The sequence below is a fragment of the Janthinobacterium violaceinigrum genome (assembly GCF_009208555.1).
GTDB classification, from domain to species: domain Bacteria; phylum Pseudomonadota; class Gammaproteobacteria; order Burkholderiales; family Burkholderiaceae_D; genus Janthinobacterium; species Janthinobacterium violaceinigrum.
This window is the reverse complement of the sequence record NZ_WFLI01000006.1, coordinates 26,608-43,476: the sequence shown is the minus strand read 5'-3', so window position 1 is coordinate 43,476 and position 16,869 is coordinate 26,608. Positions and strand designations below refer to the sequence as shown.

Here is a 16,869-nt window from a genome sequence, read left to right as displayed (position 1 = left end):
CTGCAGCGGATAACAAATGCTCAGGTGCGAGCTTGCGTGGGTGAAAAGTGAAAGCACCGTCGGGCTCTCCACCACTCTGAAAGGCCTCAGCTATGAAATACCTCTGTCGCTTTATCAAACGCTTTGCTCCACTACTGACGCTGGTGTTGTTAGCAGTACGGACTTATCACGACTTAAAAAAGTAGCCGGAATATTTCCAGCGCTGGCGCTTCTCGTTACCAGAAAATCCCGAAGATGCTCACTTTTCCGGAAGATGCTCACGTAATTTACTTGAGCATCTTCCATGCTTTGTGAGCACCTTCAGGTACTAGCAGCCGGGAGCATCCATGCCCAGTCAGCTTTCATTCCGCCTTTTGTTGCGACAATTTCAAGGGCTTTCTGTGCGCGCCGCACGGTTGCCCAAGCATAGCCTGCGCCGTCCGCATCCGCCTTAATCTGACGAGTGGCGAGCGGCCCATCCGCCAGAAGGTCGCGCAAGAACTGTTCCGCATCGACTTTTTCGCCTCCACCATCGCTGTCGTCGTGCTCGACCTCGCCAAAAATCTCCCGCGCCGGGCCCTCAATAACGCCTTCCCAAACCGCATGCGTCGCCTCAATGCCCCCCGACAATTATTACCAGCTCGAGCGAGTAGGCCACGCCGCCATCGTCTGGCGCGATGTTTGACTTCCCCCTGGCCATCACACGGCGGTTGCAGCCTTCCTCCTTCGCTGTCACCAGTACCATACGCGCCAGGGAGCCGAATGCATGGGAGCCAATAACCCGATCCTGTGGCGCCTTGCCAGCGCCGCCCTTGGCAAAGTGCGTGATACGATGACTGCGTAGCCGTGCGCCTCGGCGAAGTCAACCACCGCTTGCAGGCTGCGGCGCACGTCGTTGGCCCGGTTCATATCGCCGGCGACAGCCAATACAATCGGCGCTATCAGCAGCAGGCTCACACCCCCGATGGCGTCGACCGCGCGGCGCAGGTCTGCAATGTCCTGTGATTGATACCATTGAAACGCGTCGCCATCCACTAACCCGCTTGCGTGACCCATTGCTGCGCCGCGCCATGACGTCCAGCACATTTAGGCGCAAGATGAGCATGTGCTTGCGTAAAGCAGGCTCCCGATGTCTGGCTTGCCTACCTGGGGGAACATCATGTCCGCACACACTTACAAGCTGATCGAGCTGGTTGGCACGTCGACGGAGAGCAGCGATCAGGCGATACGCGATGCCATTGCCAAGGCGGCGCTCACGGTCAAGCACATGGACTGGTATGAAGTGACCGATTCGCGCGGGCATATCGTCGATGGCAAGGTGGCGCACTTCCAGGTCACGCTCAAGGTCGGCTTCCGGCTCGAATAAAGCCATGCGGCATGGGCGTCAGCGGCGTGCCAGCTGCGCGCCTTGCCCAACCTTGCCCTCTCATTACCGCCTGGCGGCTGACCTGCCCTCCAGCCACTCCCGACCGCCGTTGTCCAGCGCGGTCTCAATGACCTTGTCCGGCAAGCTGTAGACGGTCGCCCAGCTGGCGCGGCCATCCTGCGTGTTGGCGGGAAAACTGTGCGTCTCGATCGGCCAGTGGTATTTGCGTTTCAAGGCCTTGACGATGGCGGCCAGGGAGACGCGGCCTTGCAGCGGTTCGGCGCCGGACTGGTCGCGGTTCGACAGCAGCACGGCCAGGACCTGGCCGCGGCCCGTGCGCGCGCCGGGGAAGGTGGGGGTTTTGTTTGCCATGGCCTATTTTACCGGGCAATGATCGGGCGAGAGGCGATGTGCCGCACCTTTGATATGCCGCAAACGCCGCACCGGCGTTGCGGCCACCATGAGCATTTCGCCAGGCGTGCCAGCGCCCCTCTGGCTGCCTGGGCCGATTATCATGGGGCGCAGGAGCCTATCATGCACAGCCTGAACATCCACGCCATGCAATGGCAGCCCGTAGCCGATATTTCCGCCGTCAATCCACTGCTGCCCGACGATCTGGCCTGCTTTCGCGAATTGCGCGACGTGCTGCAACGCTATGGTGCACTCGACCGTTTCGGCATTTCCCTGATCCACCGCCATTTCGACATCGCCGACGACGAAGAGCTGATGGAATACACGGATGTGGAAGCGCGCACCTTGACGGTGAAACCTGTCAAGAAAAGCGACATCGACTGGAATCACACGACGATTACCAACTGGAAATTGACGGAAGACGAGGAAGTGGCGCGCATCGGTTGCGGTTGCGCACGCAATTCCGGCGGGCACCTGGGCTATCACCGCGGCACCTGAGGCTGGCCGCCGCTGCCCGCAAAGCGGCGTCGGCCTTTCTTACACTTCGCCCTATCCAGCTCAGTTCGCTTTGCGCAAGTGTTTGATTCAATGTAGTTTTTTTGTGTGGCATGCAAGCTGCTTATCTGTGTCTACGAGATGAATCCAGGCAAGTCATTCTGGATTCTTTGTCCCCCGGATTTTCCGAGACTGACCACGATAAGAGGCTGCGATGAACGTCGATCACACACGAAACAAGACCCTGGGCTGGCTGGGCGCACTGGCGGCGGCCAGCCTGCTGGCCAGCGGCCAGGCGCAGGCCGGCGCGTACGGCCTGGCCGTCAATGAGTTGAACAATTTCCGCATCACCACCAGCGCCGGCGCGCTGTCGCTGGCCGGCGCCAACCGCAATGCCAGCGACAGCGCCTTTTTCGAAGGCGGCGTGGCCGTCAATCCCCGCGCCGTCAATACGGGCCCGGCCGCCAACGCGGATGTGCTGCAAGTGTGTTCGGGCGGCGGCTGCAACGGCTTGCCGCAGAACCACTACGCGCCCACCACCGCGCTGGAATTCGCGCGCGGCGATGCGCATGCCTTCGGCAACATGCTCAATGGCGGCGCCAGCGTGAGCGCCGTGGCGGAAGCCCAGCGCAACACCATTGGCGCCGCCACGGCCACGGCCGGCGACACGCTGACCGGTTCCGTCAACCTGACCCTGTCGAGCGCCGGCTTCATCACCTTCAGCTTCATGGGACGGCGCGACCTGCGCACCAGCGTGACGACCATGGGCGACAAGTCGAATGTGTCGATCATGGATATCTTCAATATCTCGTGCAACAGTTCCAGTCCCGTCGGCTGCCTGTCGCACGCGAATGCCGATGGCGTGATCTTCCAGTTCGCCCCCGATGGCGACCCGAACAATGGCAGCGACATCAACGGCAACCATGGCGCAGGCAGCCTGGACCCGTTCAGCTTGAACATGACGGCCGGCACCAACGATCCCGCCACCGGACGCGCGTTCACGAACGGCTTCGCGATGTTTTCCCTGACCTCGAATTTCGCCCTGCCCGCCGGCAGCTACACCTTGAACTTTTCCAAGTCCACGCGCACCGACATCGTCGTCATCGACCCGCCGCTGGCCGTACCGGAGCCGGGCACCTTGTTCCTGCTGGGCACGGGACTGGCGGCCCTGGCTGTGACGCGGCGGCGCCGGCCGCAGTAATCGGCGGCATGAAAAAGCGCGGCGCCTCATGGGCGCCGTTTTTTTTGCCTCAGTCGAGGCGTTTTACCCCAGCCGCGCCAGCGCCTGGCGCGCCAGCTGCAATTGCTGCACATAGTAACGGTGCAGCATGGCGGGGTCGCTCAAGTCGCGCCCCAGTATCAGGCGCAGCTCGCTGGCAGGACAGTCTGCAGCCAGGGTCTGCACCTGGGTACCCAGCTGGCGGGCCAGCCGGCGCGCCGCCTGCTCCTGCGCGGGCCGGTATTCGACGCGCGTGCGCGCCACCTGGTAGCTGCTTTCATTGGCCAGGCGCACCACCTGCACGGCATTGCCGGCCAGGCTGCGCGCCACCGCGGCGGCCAGGCCAGGCACGCCGTTGCCATTCACAATTTCCAGGCGCGGCTGCTGCACGCCGGCGGCCGCCACCAGCTGTTGCCGCGCGGCGACAGGCAAGCTGCGCACCGCCGCCGGCACGCGCCGCAGCAGGGCCGTGCCATCGCCCTGCGTGATCTCCACGCGCGCCATGGGGGGCGCATCCGGCAAGACCTCGGCTGGCTGGGGCGGCGCCTCGGGCGGCGCGGCGCGCAGCAAGGCCAGGTCGCGCCGCAAGTCGTGCTCCTGCAGGCTGGCCGCCTGGCGCCGCATGACGGCGGCCCGCTCGTGCTGCCCCAGCCGTTCCAGCACTTGCGCCAGGTGCAGCCAGGCCAAGGCATTGAGCGGGTCGAGCAGACAAGCCTGTTCCAGCGCCGTCAACGCTTGCGCATCGCGCCCGCTCAGATAATAGGCGCGGCCGAGATTGCTGAACAGATAGGCCTGCTGCGGCCGCGCCATGCCCGCCTCCTGCGTCAGCGCCTGCCACTGGGCAATGGCCGCGTCGTGTTCGCCCCGCTGCGCGTGCAGCACGGCCAGGCCGTTGCGCGCGTTCACGTGACGCGGCGCATGGCGCAGGGCTTGCTCATAGGCCGCCTGCGCGGCGGCCAGGTCGCCCGCGTCAAAATACTGGCGCCCCGCCACATAGGCGGCATCGGCGTCCAGCAACGGCGGCAGCGGCGCATGGGCTGGCGGTGCGGTACAGGCGGCCAGGCCAAGGCAGGCACAGGCGGCGGCCAGGCGGGAGAGCGTCAAGCGCATGGTGACTCCTTTCAGCGGCTGGCCATGGCCGGCACGAGCACGCGATAGACTTCGATCACGGCCGGCCCCATGAGCACCAGCATCAGGGTGGGAAAGACGCAAAAAATCAGGGGAAACAGCAGTTTCAGGGCGATCTTCGCTGCCGCCTCTTCGGCCAGCAGGCTGCGCTTGCTGCGCAGGTTTTCCGAATGCACGCGCAGCGAATCGCCCATGCTCGTGCCGAAGCGTTCCGACTGGATCAGCATGGCGACGAGGGTGTCGACGTCTTCCACGCCGCTGCGCAGGGCCAGGTTGCGCAGCGCCTTTTCCTTGGAAAAGCCGGCGCGCATTTCCATCAGCACCAGCTGCAATTCCTGCGCCAGCACCACGCTTTTGATGTGGATTTCACCCGATACCTTCACCAGCGCGCGCTCCAGGCTCAGGCCCGCTTCCACGCACACTGTCAGCAGGTCGAGCGCGTCGGGGATGTTTTCAAAGATGTCGCGCTGGCGCCGCTTGGCCGTGCTGGCCAGCACCAGGTTCGGCAGGTAATAGCCGACGGTGGCGCTCACGCACAGCAGCAACAGCAGCACGCTGCGCAGCTGCGCCGCCATGGCGCTGGCCGCGTACAGCCCCAGCACGGTGGGAAACAGCAGGGCCAGCACGGTTTTCGCCGCAAAGTACAGGGCCGGCGCGCTGGCTTGCCGCCAGCCCGCGTTCATGAAGCGCGTGCGCAGCGGCGAGCGTTCCCAGCCCTCTTCTGGCAGCGACAGCTTGCTGAACGGCTGCGCCACGCGCGCCACGCGCTCCACCCAGCCCGTGTCGGCCACCGCATCGCTGGCCACCGGCGCCGTGGCGCCGAACAGGCGCTGGCGCAAGGTGCCGGGAAAGAAGATCAGCCACGCCAGCAGGGCCAGCGCCACCACCACGGCAAAGACGATCAGCAGGAACAGCAGTTGCGGGCCAGTCATGGCGTTTCTCCCTTGGATCGACTGACAAAACATGCAGGGCCAGGCGTGTCGCCGAAGGCAGTACGAAAGTACGACGAGGCGGCGCAACAACGCCATGGAGGTTTTTCAGACGATTCCCTAAATACGGATGCGGATGACCTTGCGCATCCAGACGACACCCAAAGCCACCATGCCGGCCGCGTACCACAGCAGTTTGATGCCGCTGGGGTCCGTCCACAGCAGGCGGATGTATTGCGGATTGACCAGCGCCATGACGCCGATCATCACCACCGGCATCAGTCCCAGCACCCAGGCCGACATGCGCCCCTCGGCCGACAGCACGCGCACCTGCCCCAGCAGTTTCAAGCGGGCGCGGATGATGCGCGCGATGCTGACCAGCACTTCGGCCAGGTTCCCCCCGGATTCGCGCTGCACCAGCACGGCGATGACGAGGTAGCGCAGATCCGTCAGCGGAATGCGCGCGGCCAGGTTTTGCAGCGCTTCGTTCATCGGCACGCCGTAATTGATCTCTTCGTGCGCCATCTTGAATTCACCGCTGATCGGCTCATTGAGTTCATCGCCCACCATTTGCAGCACGTTGGAAAACGAGTGGCCGGCGCGCAGCGCGCGGGCCAGGAAATCGGCCGCTTCCGGCAGTTGCGCCTCGATTTTTTTCAGCCGCGCGGCGCGCGCGCGCAGCACGCACAGGCACGGTCCGCTCGCGGCGGTGGACAACAGCAGCAAGGCGCCGGGCAAGGGCATGGACCACGCCGCCAGCAGCAGCAAGGCCGCCAGCAGCAAGGCGCCCGTGCCGCCCAGGAATTGCGCCACCGACCAGGACAAGCCCGACTGCAGCAACAGGTGGTCGAGCTTTGCCGCCTGCGGCGCGCGCCGCAGCAAGCGCTCCAGGCCGGGCGAGCGCGCATAGCGGCGCTGCTTGAGGATGGAAACCCGCTCGCCGCCCGCCTCGCCGCGCGCCGCCATCAGCCGCAAGCGCCGGTTGATGCGCCGCGCCGCGCTGCCGTGCGTGCCCGACCACCACAGCCAGGCGCCCTCCACCATCAGGATGCAGGCAGCGAACAGCAGCACGGCAAAGCCGTAGAACACCAGGTCCATGATGCGCTCCTTACACAGCGAATACATCCGTCGCGGGCGGGCGTGACGCGTGGCCGCCAAGCGCGTCGCGCCGTCGGTTTTTCATTCGTAGATGCGGTCGGGGTCGAACACGCTGTCGGGCACGGGCGCGCCGAACATGCGCAGGCGCTCCGTGAAGCGGGGCCGCACGCCCGTGGCGCAAAAGTGGCCCTGCACCTTGCCCCCCGCATCGACGCCCGTCTGCTCGAAGCGGAAGATTTCATGCATGGCGATGATGTCGCCTTCCATGCCCGTCACTTCCTGCAGGCTGACCAGCTTGCGCGCGCCGTCCGTCAGGCGCGACACCTGCATCACCACCGTCACGGCCGAACAGATCTGCTGGCGCGTGGCGCGCGGCGTCAGGTTCACGCTGGCCATGCCGACCATGTTTTCCAGCCGCGCCAGCGCGTCGCGCGCCGTGTTCGAGTGGATGGTCGCCAGCGACCCTTCATGGCCCGTGTTCATCGCCTGCAGCATGTCGAGCGCCTCGGCGCCGCGTACCTCGCCCAGGATGATGCGGTCGGGCCGCATGCGCAGCGCATTGCGCACCAGCGCGCGCTGGCTCACTTCGCCCTTGCCCTCGATATTCGGCGGACGCGTTTCCAGGCGCACCACATGCGGCTGGCGCAGTGCCAGTTCGGCCGCATCCTCGATGGTGACGATGCGCTCGCTGCCGGGAATGAAGCCGGACAGCACGTTGAGCAGGGTCGTCTTGCCGCTGCCCGTGCCGCCCGAGATCAGGATGTTGACCTTGGCCTGGCCCAGCGCCTGCAGCACCTGCACCATGGGCGGCGTCAGGCTCTTGTAGTCGAGCAGGTTGGCGATGCTCAAAGGCTGCACGGCAAAGCGCCGGATCGACAGGATCGGACCGTCGACGGCCAGCGGCGGAATGATGGCGTTCACGCGCGAGCCGTCCGGCAGGCGCGCGTCGACCATCGGGCTCGATTCATCGACGCGCCGTCCCACGCGCGAAACGATCTTTTCGATGATCTTCATCAGGTGCGCATTGTCGTGGAAGGTCACGTCCGTCAGCTGCAGCCGCCCGCCCCGTTCCACATACACCTTGTCGCAGGTATTGACGAGGATATCGGACACGCTGGCGTCGGCCAGCAAGGGCTCCAACGGGCCAAAGCCCAGCATCTCGTGCTGGATGTCGAGCACCAGGCTATGCCGCTCGTGCTGGTTCAGCACGATGCGCTCTTCCTCGATCACGCGCTGCACCAGCAGCGCCAGCTCGTGCTTGAACTGCTCCGCCGTCAGGCGCTTCAAGCGCTCCAGGTCGATACGGTCGAGTATCGTCTGGTGCATGGTTTTTTTCAGTTCCTGGTAGGCATGCAGCGCCAGCGCACCTTGTCCATTGCTGGCGGGGCGCACCGTTTCATTTGCCGCCAGGCGTTCGCGTAAAGTCATCTCGGCTCCCATGATGGCCCCCGGCGGGAGCCTTGTCGTACTCCACCTGCCGCCCCGTCACGCCTCGCTGCGGCTGAACAGGCGGTCGAACAGGCCGCGGCTTTCCGTCACGCGGCGCGCCGTCACCAGTTCCACCAGTTCGGCCAGGCTGCGCGCCACGGCGCTGGTGCGCGACAGCTGCAGCAGCGGGATGCCCTGGTTGACGGAATCGGTGGCGGCCGTGTAATCGTTGGGCACCGTGTGCACCACTTCCGCGCCCAGCGCCTGTTCCAGGTCCGCCAGGCGCAGCCGCCCGCCCTTTTCATAGCGGTTGACGATCAGGCGCAGGCGCTCGCCCGGATAGCCGAGCGAACGGAAGATGTCGAGCAGGCGGCGCCCGTCGCGGATGTCGGGCAGGGCCAGCTGCAGCACCGGGTAGATGGCGTCGGCGTTGTCGAGCGCGCGCAGCGACAGCGCATCGATCTGGCGCCCCACGTCGAGCACGATGTAGTCGTAGTGCTGGCGCGCCACGGCCAGGATGCGGTCCATGTGCTCGGGCTGCATGTCGACCTTGTGCGCGGGATCGTCGGCAGCCGCCAGCACGCCGAAATTCGGCGTGATGTGCACCAGGCACGAGGCGAGGAAGGCGCCGTCCATGCGCGCGATCTGGGCGCAGATATCGGACAGCGTCATGGCCGGCTTCTGGTCCGAGACATACAGGGTGGCGTCGCCGAACTGGCCGTGCAGGTCGATCAGCAGCACCTTGCAGCCGGCCAGGCTGGCCAGCGCATACGAAAAATTCGTCGACAAAAAGGTGGCGCCGCTGCCGCCCTTGCACGAGATGAAGGCGAGCACCTTGCCGTCGCGCATCTGCGTCACGCCGGCCTGGATATCGACCCGGTCCATCGCCTCGTGAAAAGCCTTGTGCACGAGCGGCAGCTGCAGCACTTCGCGCATGCCGGCGCGCATGGCGCGGATCAGCACATCCTGCTGCTGGCCGCGCGTGAGCAGCATCAGCACGGCCAGCGGATACTGGCGCGCCAGCCGCTCGAACAGGTCGGCTTCCTCCGCATCGATGCCGCTGGCATCGACGATCACCAGCTCGGGCAACTTGGGCAGCATGCGCTCGACGGCGTCGCGCAGGCCGCTGCGCCGCTCCAGCAGGCGCAGCACGGGCATGCGGGCCGCGCCCTGCGCCGCGATTTCATCGTGCAGGCCGGCGTCGCGGGTAATCATCAAGGCTTTCATCACCGCTCCTTCATTCTATGCAAGACATTCGGCTGCGCCAGCGGATCGGCGCTCATGGACAAAAACCGGGATTGTCCGGATAGCCCAGCGACTCGGCCACGGCCATCGTGGCTCCGTTGGGCAAACGCACGGCCCGTGCGCCGGAGGGAAACATCACGCCCAGCAGGGGCAGGATGGGCCGGTACGGCACGCTCTCGCAGCGCGCGCCTTCGCTGGGCACGCACAGGCGCGCGCGCACGAAGCGGATGCAGCTGGCGCCATGCGGATCGTCCAGGCAATTGATGCGGTTGCGTTGCGGGCAGCCCGGCATCGCCGTCACGGGCACGGCCGCCAGCACGGCGCCGCCGGCCTGCGACAGATAATCGATGCGCACGTACGCATCGCTGATGCCGCCGCCCAGCGGCAGCGTGCCCGGTGCCGTGCGCAGCACCGCTTGCGTGCGCACGGCCTGCAGGGCGCCGGCATTGCTGAAATCGGTGACGGCGGCGGCGCGCGCGGCGCGCCGGGTGATCTCGTGCACCAGGTTCCACATGTACACGGCGCGCGCCACTTCCAGCATGGCAAACAGGAAGAGGAAGAACAGCAGCGCCAGCATGGCAAACTCGACAGCGAAGACGCCGCCCTGGCGCTGCCGGCGGGGACGCAGGTTAATTGACATAGCGCAATGTCGCGTTGGCACGCAACGGAATCGGTTCCAGCTGCGGCAGCCACTTGCGCGTCAGCTCGGGCAGGAAATCCACGGGCATGTCCACGGTCACCTTGATGCGCACCTGCAGCGGCGCCGTCGGATAGCTGCCGCAGCTGAAGGACTCGTCGACATACACGCAATCCACGCTGACCCGGGCAGCCTCCATTTGCGGCCAGCTTTCCGCCATCGCATCGACCACCATCTGCCGGGAAAACACGGCTCCCTCGGTGGCCGTGGCGATGCTGCCCATCTGCGGCAGCGGCATGGTCGCCATGTAGCGCGCCGCGTCATGCGCGCTTTTTTGCAGGGCCGTGTACACCAGCAGCGCGCGGCCGAACAGCAGCACGAAGGGCAGCAGTCCCATGAAAAACAGCAGGATCAGCGCCAGCTCGATGGCGGCGACACCGCCCTGGCGGCGCGGCGCGCGGCGCGGCGCCTTCATCGCAGCAGCTCCGCCGGGCCGGCCAGCGATCCCTCGCTGGCCAGGCCCGCGAATTCGGCGCTCAGCACGCCATTGCTGGCGGGCGCCGTCATGAAGAAGCGGCCGATGCCGCGCACCCGGGCCAGCACGTCGCTGCCGGCCGGCAAGGGACAGGCCAGCAGCGCAATGTGCAGCAGGCGCCGCTGCGCCACGCCCGTGTTGCCCGTCGGTGCCGTCTGGTAGGCCAGCGTCAGGTAGGGCGACTTGTCGGTGGGATAGCTGGACTTGGCGGCCGGCGCGGCCGGCGCAGCGGGATACAACTTGGTCCAGTCGCTGGTGGCAAACGGCAGGTAGCCCCCGGCCGGCCTCGGGTTGCTGTACCTGGCCGCGCGGGAAAACGACCACAGCGGCCCATAACTGCCGACGCCGGGCGGCGTCGCGTTCGCTTCCGGATCGGCCACGGACAGCAGCGGGTTGCCGGTGCTCAGCGCGCTGGGCGCATCGGGCGTATTCGTCATCCACCAGTTCGCCGCCGCATTCGGATACGCGCGGATGTTCGTGTCGGGCGGCGCCGTGACGGGATGGCAGCCGCTGCCCCCATGCTGGTTGAAGCGCGCATTGAAGGCGGTCCACAGCGCGGCGGGAAAGGGCCGGTGCACATGCACCTGGGCGCTGCCGATGTGCGGGTACTGCACCGTGCCGCTGCAGACAAACGGCAGCACGCTGGGCTCGCTGACCTGCAGCGGCGAGCCCAGCATGCCGGGCCGGCCCAGGGGATTGAGCACGAAATGTTCGGCTGCCGGGCCGTGCGGATTGAGCTTCAACAGGTTATAGGCCACGCCGCGGCGAAAGCCATATTCCAGCAGCTCGACGGCCGGCAGCAGCGCCGCATTCGTGCGCGGGCTGGCTGCACTGGCCGACAGCGCGCAGATGGCCAGCGGCGTCAGGTGCAGGCTGGTCCGCCCCGCCACGGCGCGCGCGCCCGTGTCCAGGGTGCGCAGCGCCGGCGACCAGGCGCCCAGGAACGCCGTCGCCACCCGCCCCAGCGCCGGATCGTTGGCCTGCGTATCGACGCGCACGAACAGCGCCGTGGCAGGATCGGGCACGGCGCCCGCCGCATGCCAGTCGCCGGCGGGCGCGTCGGGCGCGCTGGCGAAGCGGATGCTGGCATCCGACAGGATGGCGCCCTCCATGCGGCGGCGCCATACGCTGCGGTCGGCTGCACTGCTCTTGGCTTTCGCCACGGCCGCCGCCAGGCCGTCGGGCGTGCCCACCAGCTCCGCGGCCGCCGCCAGCGCCGCGTTGTCGGCCAGGTTCTGCAGTTCCGTCTTGCGGCCGATGACCTGCCCCACGTCCAGCGCCAGGCCGATAAAGCCCAGCACCACGATGAGCAGGATGGAAAAGGCGATCAGCATCGCCCCCCGCTGGCGCCGGCGTCTATTTGCCATTGCCGCCTCCCAGCATGAATTGCACGGGCTGGGGCGCCTGGCCGTTCGGTTCGGCAAACGAGGCGCGGTAGCGCTGCATGACGGCGTGCGCGCTGGGGCCGTCGAGGCCGTCGGCCGGGGTGCGGTTGGCGGCGCCGGCCGGATCGCGCACCTGCTGCGCCATGGCCACGCGCACGGCATCGCCGAAGCGCCCGTCCAGCTGCGGCGTGCTGCTGCCGTGCGCGCAGGCGGCCAGCTGCAGCGCCAGCATCGGCGCCGCCAGGCGCCGCAGCCATATCAGGAGCAAATTCGGCATGGCGTATCTCCCCGTTTCATTTCAGCTCGAAACCGTTGGCCGCGCGCGGCGGCGGCACGGACGGCGCCGCCGGCCTGCCTTCCATCTTGCCGCCCAACATCAACTCCGTGCGCGACGGGGGCGCCAGCTGCGCCGTCGGCAGCACGGCGTCGGCCGGCAAGGGTTTCACCAGGTGCGCGGTAATAACGAACAGCAATTCCGTGCGGTCATGCTGGAAATCCGTGCTGCGAAACAGCGCGCCGAGGATGGGCACTTCGCTGAGCCAGGGCACGCCCGTGATGTTGCTCACCTGGTTGTTCTTGATCAAGCCGCCGATGGCGTAGCTCTGGCCGTCGTACAGCTGCACCGTGGTCGAGGCGCGCCGCGTGGTAATCACGGGCAGGATCGAACGGGCGCTGACGCCGGCAGCGGAAATGCCCACCCCCTCGCGCGACAGTTCCGACACTTCCGGCGCCACCTTCAGGTTGATGCGCCCGCCCGACAGCACGGTGGGCGTGAAACGCAGGCCGACGCCGTACTCGCGCTCTTCCAGGGTGATCTTGTTGTTGTCCTGGCCGACGGGGATGAAAATCTTGCCGCCGGCCAGAAAACTGCCCTCCTGTCCGCTGATCGCCATCACCGTCGGCTCGGCCAGGATGCGCACCAGGCCATCCTGCTTCTGCGCCTCGATGGTCAGCTGCTGGCCATTCGACTTGCGCACGTCGAGCAAGCCGTTGGCCGTGCCGCTGAGGAAATTCGACAGCAAGGTGGTGGCCCAGCTGCCGGACGCGAAGCGCAGGGTGGCGCCCACTTCCAGGCGCTCCAGCAGCGACTTCGACACTTCGGCGATCTGCACGGCCAGCATCACTTGCTGCGGCGCGCTGACGTCGAGCATATTGATGATGCGGCTGTTCGCGCTGTTTGCGCTGTTTGCGCCGCCTGCGCCGCCAGCGGGCGCCGCGGCCGCCGCCGGCACGGCAGCGCCATCGGCGGGCTTGGGCAGCGCCAGCGGCGGCGTTGCGCGGCGCACATAGGCGTGCGCCAGTTCGACGGCGCGCAGCACGGCGCCCGCATCCTGCACCGTGCCCGACAGCACCAGGGTATCGGCCACGGCCGTCACGCGGATGGCTTTTTCTTCCGGCATCAGGGCCGCCAGGGTGGCCTGCAAGCCGGCCGGGTCCATGCTGACGCTGACGTTCACCACGCTGCACGTGCCGCTGCGTCCCTGGATGATCATGTTCGTGCTGCCCACGTCGACGCCCACCACATACAGGGTGTCGGGCGCCACCAGCATGGCTTGCAGCACGGCCGGATTGCCCACGCTGCGGGCCAGCACGGCCTCGGGCAGGCGCAGCATGCTCGACTTGCCCACCTGCAGCTGCAAGTTGCCGGGCGAGGCCGCTTCGCCGCCGCAGCGCGGGCCAGGATCGGCGGCCGCGCCGGCAAGCGGCAACAGCAGGCAGCACAGTGTCAGCAGGGCGCGGTTCATGAGCGTGTCCATGGTTGGTCGAGGCAGCTAAAAACATTCGCGCGACTGGCGCGTCCCGTCGATGACGCCGCTGCACTGGCGCAGCGCTTCCAGCGGCGCCTTCGCCACGCGCACGGGGCGCGGCGCCGGGGCAGGCACGGGTGCCGCAGGCGCTGGCGCGGACTCGGCATCGTGCGGTCCGCCCAGCAGGGTCAGCTTGGTGGCGCCCGCCGTCACGCCCGGCTGCGGGTCGACCTGGTTGCGCAGCACCAGCGACAGGCTGCCCACGCTGCGCGCCAGGTCCAGGTTTTCCGCCTGTTCCGGCGTCACTTCCAGGGTCACGGCATTGACCACGCGGGGCTTGGTTTCGTCGCGTCCCACTTCCTGCGCCACGGCCAGCACCAGGATGCGTTCGAGGACGATCTTGGAAATGTTGCGGCTTTGGGGAAACGCGCGGTCGCCCGCATCCTGCTGCGTGCTCACGATGATGTCGACATAGTTGCCCGGCAAGGCGAAGCCGGCCACGCCGATCACATCGTTGACGCGCACGGTGATGGCGCGCCGCCCTTCCGTGATCAGGGCCGACAGGCCGCCCAGGGTGCCGGCGGGCGCCAGCTTGGCTTCGCTCAGCGGTTCGCCGCGCAGCACGCTGGTTTTCAGCACCCGTCCCGCCAGTTTGGCCGGATCTTGCAGCGCGCCCTGCGGCAGGCTTTCCGCCGGCCATTCGGCCAGGCGCAGCATCTCGGGCGTCAGGCGCTGGCCCAGGTTGACGTCGCTGGCGGCCACGACGATCTTGCCCTTGCCGGCCGGCGTCTGGCGCAGCAGCCAGTGCGAGGCCAGCAGCACGGCCAGCAGGCCCAGCACGACCGCCAGGCCCATCATCAGCAGGGCGCGCCGGTTCTTCATGCGATACGCTCGCTGAGGCTGGCGGCCGGCATGTCGCAGCTGGCAAACAGGCTGCCCCAGGCCTGCTCCAGGGCGGCCACCGTCAGGCGCGCTTCGCTGCCGGCAAAGCCGGCAAAGTCGCCTATGCGCGCCAGCAATTCCTGCGGATAGCTGGCCAGCAAGGGTCGCCCCTGCGCGCCATGCAGCTGCAGCAGATGGTTCAGGGCTGGCTCGTCGATAGCCATGCCGGCCAGGCGGCATTGCTGGCGGAACAGGGCGCGGTACGCGCTCTCGGCCAGCGGCCCCACCTGCACCTTGTAGCCGATGCGGCGCAGCAAGGCAGGATCGAACAGCTCGCCCGGCGACACATTCGTGACCAGCACGAGGGCGTTGTCGAACGGCACGCTGACCTGCACGCCGCCGGGCAGGCCCAGCTGGTCGCTGCCGCGCGCCAGCGGCTGCATCAGCCGCGTCAGCAAGTCTTGCGCGCCCAGGCGCTGGCGCCCCAGGTCGTCGATGATCAGCATGCCGTTGTTCGCCCGCACATGGGGCGGCGCCTGGTAGCAGCCGCCGCTGGCGTCATGGCGCAGCTCCAGCATGCCGGCGTCGAGCTCGGCGCCCACATGGATCACGGGACGCTGGCACAGCACCCAGCGGATGTCCGTGCTGCGCCGCTCCAGCGCCTGGCGCGCATGGCTGACGTGCTGGGGCGCGGGCGGCAGGTGCTGCGCCGGATCGTACAATTGGATGATGTCGTGGCCGACCACGATGGCGTACGGCACGGCAACCAATCCGTGCAGCAATTGTCCCAGTTGCAGCGCCAGGGTCGACTTGCCGCTGCCGGGCGGACCGTACAGCAGCAGCGAGCGCCCCGAATGCAGGGCCGCGCCCACCACGTCGAGCATGCCCGGCCCCGCATGGGCGCTGCCCAGCACGGCGGCCAGGTCGTCGCTGCCCACGCGCTGTTCCTGCACCAGCCACGACTGGCGCGCCACCATGGCGCGGTACGCTTCCAGGGTGACGGGCGCGGCGCCGATATACGCGCAGCGTTCGAGGAAGGCGCCGGCGCGCTGCTTGCCCGCGCTCGTCAGCTGGTACTGCACGTCGATCTCGGATTCGCCGCGCCAGGCCACTTCGGCCATCTGCTCGGCCACCATGAAATCGAGCACTTCACGCAAGACATTGATCGACAGGCGCAGGCGCGTCGTCAGTGCGGACAGGTGCGTCTTGCCCCCCACAAACATCAGCTTGGCGATCAGTTCGACCACCAGGGGCCGCTCCAGCCCCGTTTCACGCAAGCTCTTCGGTTGCGGCGGCAAGGGCGGCATCAGGTTCGCGTCGGCGGGGCGCGGCGCGCTCTCGGTGCTCAGGGAATAATCGACCTCCGTCATGCTGCGTCTCCAAGCCGGTTAAGACTGCATTGAACAGAATTCATTCTAGCGAGCGGGGATTGGCGCCCCTTGATCAAGAGCAATGAATACCAATCAGAAATAGTGCCGCCCTTGCACCGCCAGGCAGCCCAGGGCAATGGCCAGTCCGTACGGCATGTTGCCCACGCTGGCCTGGCTGCCCAGTGCGGCGGGCGCCAGGGGAATACCCGCCATGCGCGCGATCATCGGCCATAGCAGCTGGCGCAGATTGCCCAGGCAGGCGCGCCACTTGCCCTGCCAGGTGATCATCAGCACGGCCATCAGGCCGCCCAGCACGAAGGTGGCAAAACAGATCAGGAGCACGGGCCACGGTCCCGCAAACGCGCCCGCCATGGCGATCAGCTTGACGTCGCCGGCGGCCATGCCGCGCAGCACGTATAGAGGCAGGAACAGGAAGAAGCCCGTCGCCATGCCGCCCAGCCATACCGGCAGCACGTTGTGCGGCCACAGCCACAGATGCAGGACGAGGGCGGCTAGGATGCCCGACAACACCAAACCATTTGGAATCTTGCGGCGGATCAAATCACTGACGGCGGCCCCCGTCACAAAGCACAACAACAGCAGGTCGCACAAGGCATACGCTGGCATGGCACACCTCCCGAAAAAAAACCCGCCGCTGGCCGGCCAGCGACGGGCACCCGCTTAGGGCGTCAACACCAGGTTCGACGAAATGTCGGTGAGGACGGCCAGCAAGTTGGTCTTGATCAGCAAGAAACCGGCCGTGATGGCGGTAGCCATCAATGCCGCAATCAAGCCGTATTCGATTGCCGTAATGCCATCCTCATCCTTGACAAACTGCTGTACTGCCGACAGGAAGGTATGCATGACAAGCTCCCAAAAGTGAATCACAAGTCCCTGGCGCAATCGGGTGTGAAACATTGCCCATTCCTGCTAATATGTTTCCTGCCGTAAATTTCTGCGCCATTGCATTGACTATAAAGCGCCCACGTTTTGGCAAATTGACGCGCCACAAGT

20 protein-coding genes are annotated in these 16,869 nt (G+C 66.8%); 3 read left to right on the top strand and 17 right to left on the bottom strand.

Annotated elements, in window-relative coordinates; genetic code table 11:
* Positions 1-300: 300 nt before the first annotated feature.
* Both GCN75_RS06960 and GCN75_RS06955 read right to left on the bottom strand, forming a co-directional pair.
* Positions 301-609 (bottom strand): hypothetical protein, encoded by a 309-nt coding sequence (locus GCN75_RS06960; protein WP_152281961.1) that lies wholly within the window; start codon positions 607-609, stop codon positions 301-303.
* 102 nt (positions 610-711) lie between these two features.
* Positions 712-1,035: an AAA family ATPase gene (locus GCN75_RS06955; RefSeq protein ID WP_152281960.1), complete on the bottom strand. Its 324-nt coding sequence runs from the start codon at positions 1,033-1,035 to the stop codon at positions 712-714.
* Positions 1,036-1,138: 103 nt separating this feature from the next.
* On the opposite strand from GCN75_RS06955, the gene GCN75_RS06950 reads away from it, so the two are divergent.
* On the top strand, positions 1,139-1,345 hold the full coding sequence (locus GCN75_RS06950; protein WP_071325761.1) for a dodecin: 207 nt from the start codon (positions 1,139-1,141) through the stop codon (positions 1,343-1,345).
* Positions 1,346-1,408: 63 nt separating this feature from the next.
* On the opposite strand, the gene GCN75_RS06945 is transcribed toward GCN75_RS06950, so the two are convergent.
* Positions 1,409-1,717, bottom strand: coding sequence for a hypothetical protein (locus tag GCN75_RS06945; protein WP_152281959.1), 309 nt, complete (start codon positions 1,715-1,717; stop codon positions 1,409-1,411).
* 162 nt (positions 1,718-1,879) lie between these two features.
* Here GCN75_RS06945 and GCN75_RS06940 point away from each other — a divergent pair, with 162 nt between their 5' ends.
* Both GCN75_RS06940 and GCN75_RS06935 read left to right on the top strand, forming a co-directional pair.
* A complete protein-coding gene (locus GCN75_RS06940) occupies positions 1,880-2,254 on the top strand; it encodes a hypothetical protein (protein WP_152281958.1) in 375 nt (124 codons plus the stop codon).
* A gap of 211 nt (positions 2,255-2,465) precedes the next feature.
* A complete protein-coding gene (locus GCN75_RS06935; RefSeq protein ID WP_152281957.1) occupies positions 2,466-3,452 on the top strand; it encodes an EDSAP-1 family PEP-CTERM protein in 987 nt (328 codons plus the stop codon).
* Positions 3,453-3,515: 63 nt separating this feature from the next.
* Here GCN75_RS06935 and GCN75_RS06930 read toward each other — a convergent pair whose 3' ends face one another.
* The 14 genes from GCN75_RS06930 to GCN75_RS06865 form a co-directional block, all read right to left on the bottom strand.
* The gene (locus GCN75_RS06930; RefSeq protein ID WP_152281956.1) at positions 3,516-4,580 is read right to left on the bottom strand and encodes a tetratricopeptide repeat protein; all 1,065 of its coding nucleotides are present in this window, start codon (positions 4,578-4,580) and stop codon (positions 3,516-3,518) included.
* Positions 4,581-4,591: 11 nt separating this feature from the next.
* Positions 4,592-5,530: a type II secretion system F family protein gene (locus tag GCN75_RS06925; protein WP_152281955.1), complete on the bottom strand. Its 939-nt coding sequence runs from the start codon at positions 5,528-5,530 to the stop codon at positions 4,592-4,594.
* Positions 5,531-5,647: 117 nt separating this feature from the next.
* Entirely contained in the window at positions 5,648-6,625 is a 978-nt protein-coding gene (locus tag GCN75_RS06920; RefSeq protein ID WP_152281954.1) for a type II secretion system F family protein, read from the bottom strand.
* 81 nt (positions 6,626-6,706) lie between these two features.
* Entirely contained in the window at positions 6,707-8,053 is a 1,347-nt protein-coding gene (locus GCN75_RS06915) for a CpaF family protein (protein ID WP_152255490.1), read from the bottom strand.
* Between the two features lie 57 nt (positions 8,054-8,110).
* Positions 8,111-9,280: an AAA family ATPase gene (locus GCN75_RS06910; protein WP_152281953.1), complete on the bottom strand. Its 1,170-nt coding sequence runs from the start codon at positions 9,278-9,280 to the stop codon at positions 8,111-8,113.
* Between the two features lie 52 nt (positions 9,281-9,332).
* Positions 9,333-9,938, bottom strand: coding sequence for a TadE/TadG family type IV pilus assembly protein (locus tag GCN75_RS06905; protein WP_152281952.1), 606 nt, complete (start codon positions 9,936-9,938; stop codon positions 9,333-9,335).
* Positions 9,928-10,410 carry a TadE/TadG family type IV pilus assembly protein gene (locus GCN75_RS06900; RefSeq protein WP_152281951.1) on the bottom strand — a complete coding sequence of 161 codons (483 nt, stop codon included), beginning with the start codon at positions 10,408-10,410 and terminating at the stop codon, positions 9,928-9,930. The genes GCN75_RS06905 and GCN75_RS06900 overlap by 11 nt, the downstream gene beginning before the upstream one ends.
* Positions 10,407-11,837: a pilus assembly protein TadG-related protein gene (locus tag GCN75_RS06895; protein WP_152281950.1), complete on the bottom strand. Its 1,431-nt coding sequence runs from the start codon at positions 11,835-11,837 to the stop codon at positions 10,407-10,409. The genes GCN75_RS06900 and GCN75_RS06895 overlap by 4 nt, the downstream gene beginning before the upstream one ends.
* Complete coding sequence (locus GCN75_RS06890) at positions 11,827-12,132, bottom strand: hypothetical protein (RefSeq protein ID WP_226941176.1); 306 nt, start codon at positions 12,130-12,132, stop codon at positions 11,827-11,829. The genes GCN75_RS06895 and GCN75_RS06890 overlap by 11 nt, the downstream gene beginning before the upstream one ends.
* Before the next feature lie 16 nt (positions 12,133-12,148).
* On the bottom strand, positions 12,149-13,600 hold the full coding sequence (locus GCN75_RS06885; RefSeq protein ID WP_152281949.1) for a type II and III secretion system protein family protein: 1,452 nt from the start codon (positions 13,598-13,600) through the stop codon (positions 12,149-12,151).
* A 27-nt stretch (positions 13,601-13,627) separates the two neighbouring features.
* Positions 13,628-14,485, bottom strand: a complete 858-nt coding sequence (gene cpaB, locus GCN75_RS06880; protein WP_152281948.1) for a Flp pilus assembly protein CpaB — start codon at positions 14,483-14,485, stop codon at positions 13,628-13,630.
* Positions 14,482-15,855, bottom strand: a complete 1,374-nt coding sequence (locus GCN75_RS06875; protein WP_152281947.1) for an ATP-binding protein — start codon at positions 15,853-15,855, stop codon at positions 14,482-14,484. The genes cpaB and GCN75_RS06875 overlap by 4 nt, the downstream gene beginning before the upstream one ends.
* A gap of 93 nt (positions 15,856-15,948) precedes the next feature.
* Positions 15,949-16,482 carry an A24 family peptidase gene (locus GCN75_RS06870; RefSeq protein ID WP_152281946.1) on the bottom strand — a complete coding sequence of 178 codons (534 nt, stop codon included), beginning with the start codon at positions 16,480-16,482 and terminating at the stop codon, positions 15,949-15,951.
* A gap of 54 nt (positions 16,483-16,536) precedes the next feature.
* The gene (locus GCN75_RS06865) at positions 16,537-16,719 is read right to left on the bottom strand and encodes a Flp family type IVb pilin (RefSeq protein ID WP_034752975.1); all 183 of its coding nucleotides are present in this window, start codon (positions 16,717-16,719) and stop codon (positions 16,537-16,539) included.
* Positions 16,720-16,869: the final 150 nt, after the last annotated feature.

What these genes read in the sequence shown, in the direction of transcription:
- GCN75_RS06955 (WP_152281960.1), bottom strand. Translation starts at nt 1,035, where the DNA reads ATGGGTCACGCAAGCGGGTTAGTGGATGGCGACGCGTTTCAATGGTAT.
- GCN75_RS06950 (WP_071325761.1), top strand. Translation starts at nt 1,139, where the DNA reads ATGTCCGCACACACTTACAAGCTGATCGAGCTGGTTGGCACGTCGACG.
- GCN75_RS06945 (WP_152281959.1), bottom strand. Translation starts at nt 1,717, where the DNA reads ATGGCAAACAAAACCCCCACCTTCCCCGGCGCGCGCACGGGCCGCGGC.
- GCN75_RS06940 (WP_152281958.1), top strand. Translation starts at nt 1,880, where the DNA reads ATGCACAGCCTGAACATCCACGCCATGCAATGGCAGCCCGTAGCCGAT.
- GCN75_RS06935 (WP_152281957.1), top strand. Translation starts at nt 2,466, where the DNA reads ATGAACGTCGATCACACACGAAACAAGACCCTGGGCTGGCTGGGCGCA.
- GCN75_RS06930 (WP_152281956.1), bottom strand. Translation starts at nt 4,580, where the DNA reads ATGCGCTTGACGCTCTCCCGCCTGGCCGCCGCCTGTGCCTGCCTTGGC.
- GCN75_RS06925 (WP_152281955.1), bottom strand. Translation starts at nt 5,530, where the DNA reads ATGACTGGCCCGCAACTGCTGTTCCTGCTGATCGTCTTTGCCGTGGTG.
- GCN75_RS06920 (WP_152281954.1), bottom strand. Translation starts at nt 6,625, where the DNA reads ATGGACCTGGTGTTCTACGGCTTTGCCGTGCTGCTGTTCGCTGCCTGC.
- GCN75_RS06915 (WP_152255490.1), bottom strand. Translation starts at nt 8,053, where the DNA reads ATGACTTTACGCGAACGCCTGGCGGCAAATGAAACGGTGCGCCCCGCC.
- GCN75_RS06910 (WP_152281953.1), bottom strand. Translation starts at nt 9,280, where the DNA reads ATGAAAGCCTTGATGATTACCCGCGACGCCGGCCTGCACGATGAAATC.
- GCN75_RS06905 (WP_152281952.1), bottom strand. Translation starts at nt 9,938, where the DNA reads ATGTCAATTAACCTGCGTCCCCGCCGGCAGCGCCAGGGCGGCGTCTTC.
- GCN75_RS06900 (WP_152281951.1), bottom strand. Translation starts at nt 10,410, where the DNA reads ATGAAGGCGCCGCGCCGCGCGCCGCGCCGCCAGGGCGGTGTCGCCGCC.
- GCN75_RS06895 (WP_152281950.1), bottom strand. Translation starts at nt 11,837, where the DNA reads ATGGCAAATAGACGCCGGCGCCAGCGGGGGGCGATGCTGATCGCCTTT.
- GCN75_RS06890 (WP_226941176.1), bottom strand. Translation starts at nt 12,132, where the DNA reads ATGCCGAATTTGCTCCTGATATGGCTGCGGCGCCTGGCGGCGCCGATG.
- GCN75_RS06885 (WP_152281949.1), bottom strand. Translation starts at nt 13,600, where the DNA reads ATGAACCGCGCCCTGCTGACACTGTGCTGCCTGCTGTTGCCGCTTGCC.
- cpaB (WP_152281948.1), bottom strand. Translation starts at nt 14,485, where the DNA reads ATGAAGAACCGGCGCGCCCTGCTGATGATGGGCCTGGCGGTCGTGCTG.
- GCN75_RS06875 (WP_152281947.1), bottom strand. Translation starts at nt 15,855, where the DNA reads ATGACGGAGGTCGATTATTCCCTGAGCACCGAGAGCGCGCCGCGCCCC.
- GCN75_RS06870 (WP_152281946.1), bottom strand. Translation starts at nt 16,482, where the DNA reads ATGCCAGCGTATGCCTTGTGCGACCTGCTGTTGTTGTGCTTTGTGACG.
- GCN75_RS06865 (WP_034752975.1), bottom strand. Translation starts at nt 16,719, where the DNA reads ATGCATACCTTCCTGTCGGCAGTACAGCAGTTTGTCAAGGATGAGGAT.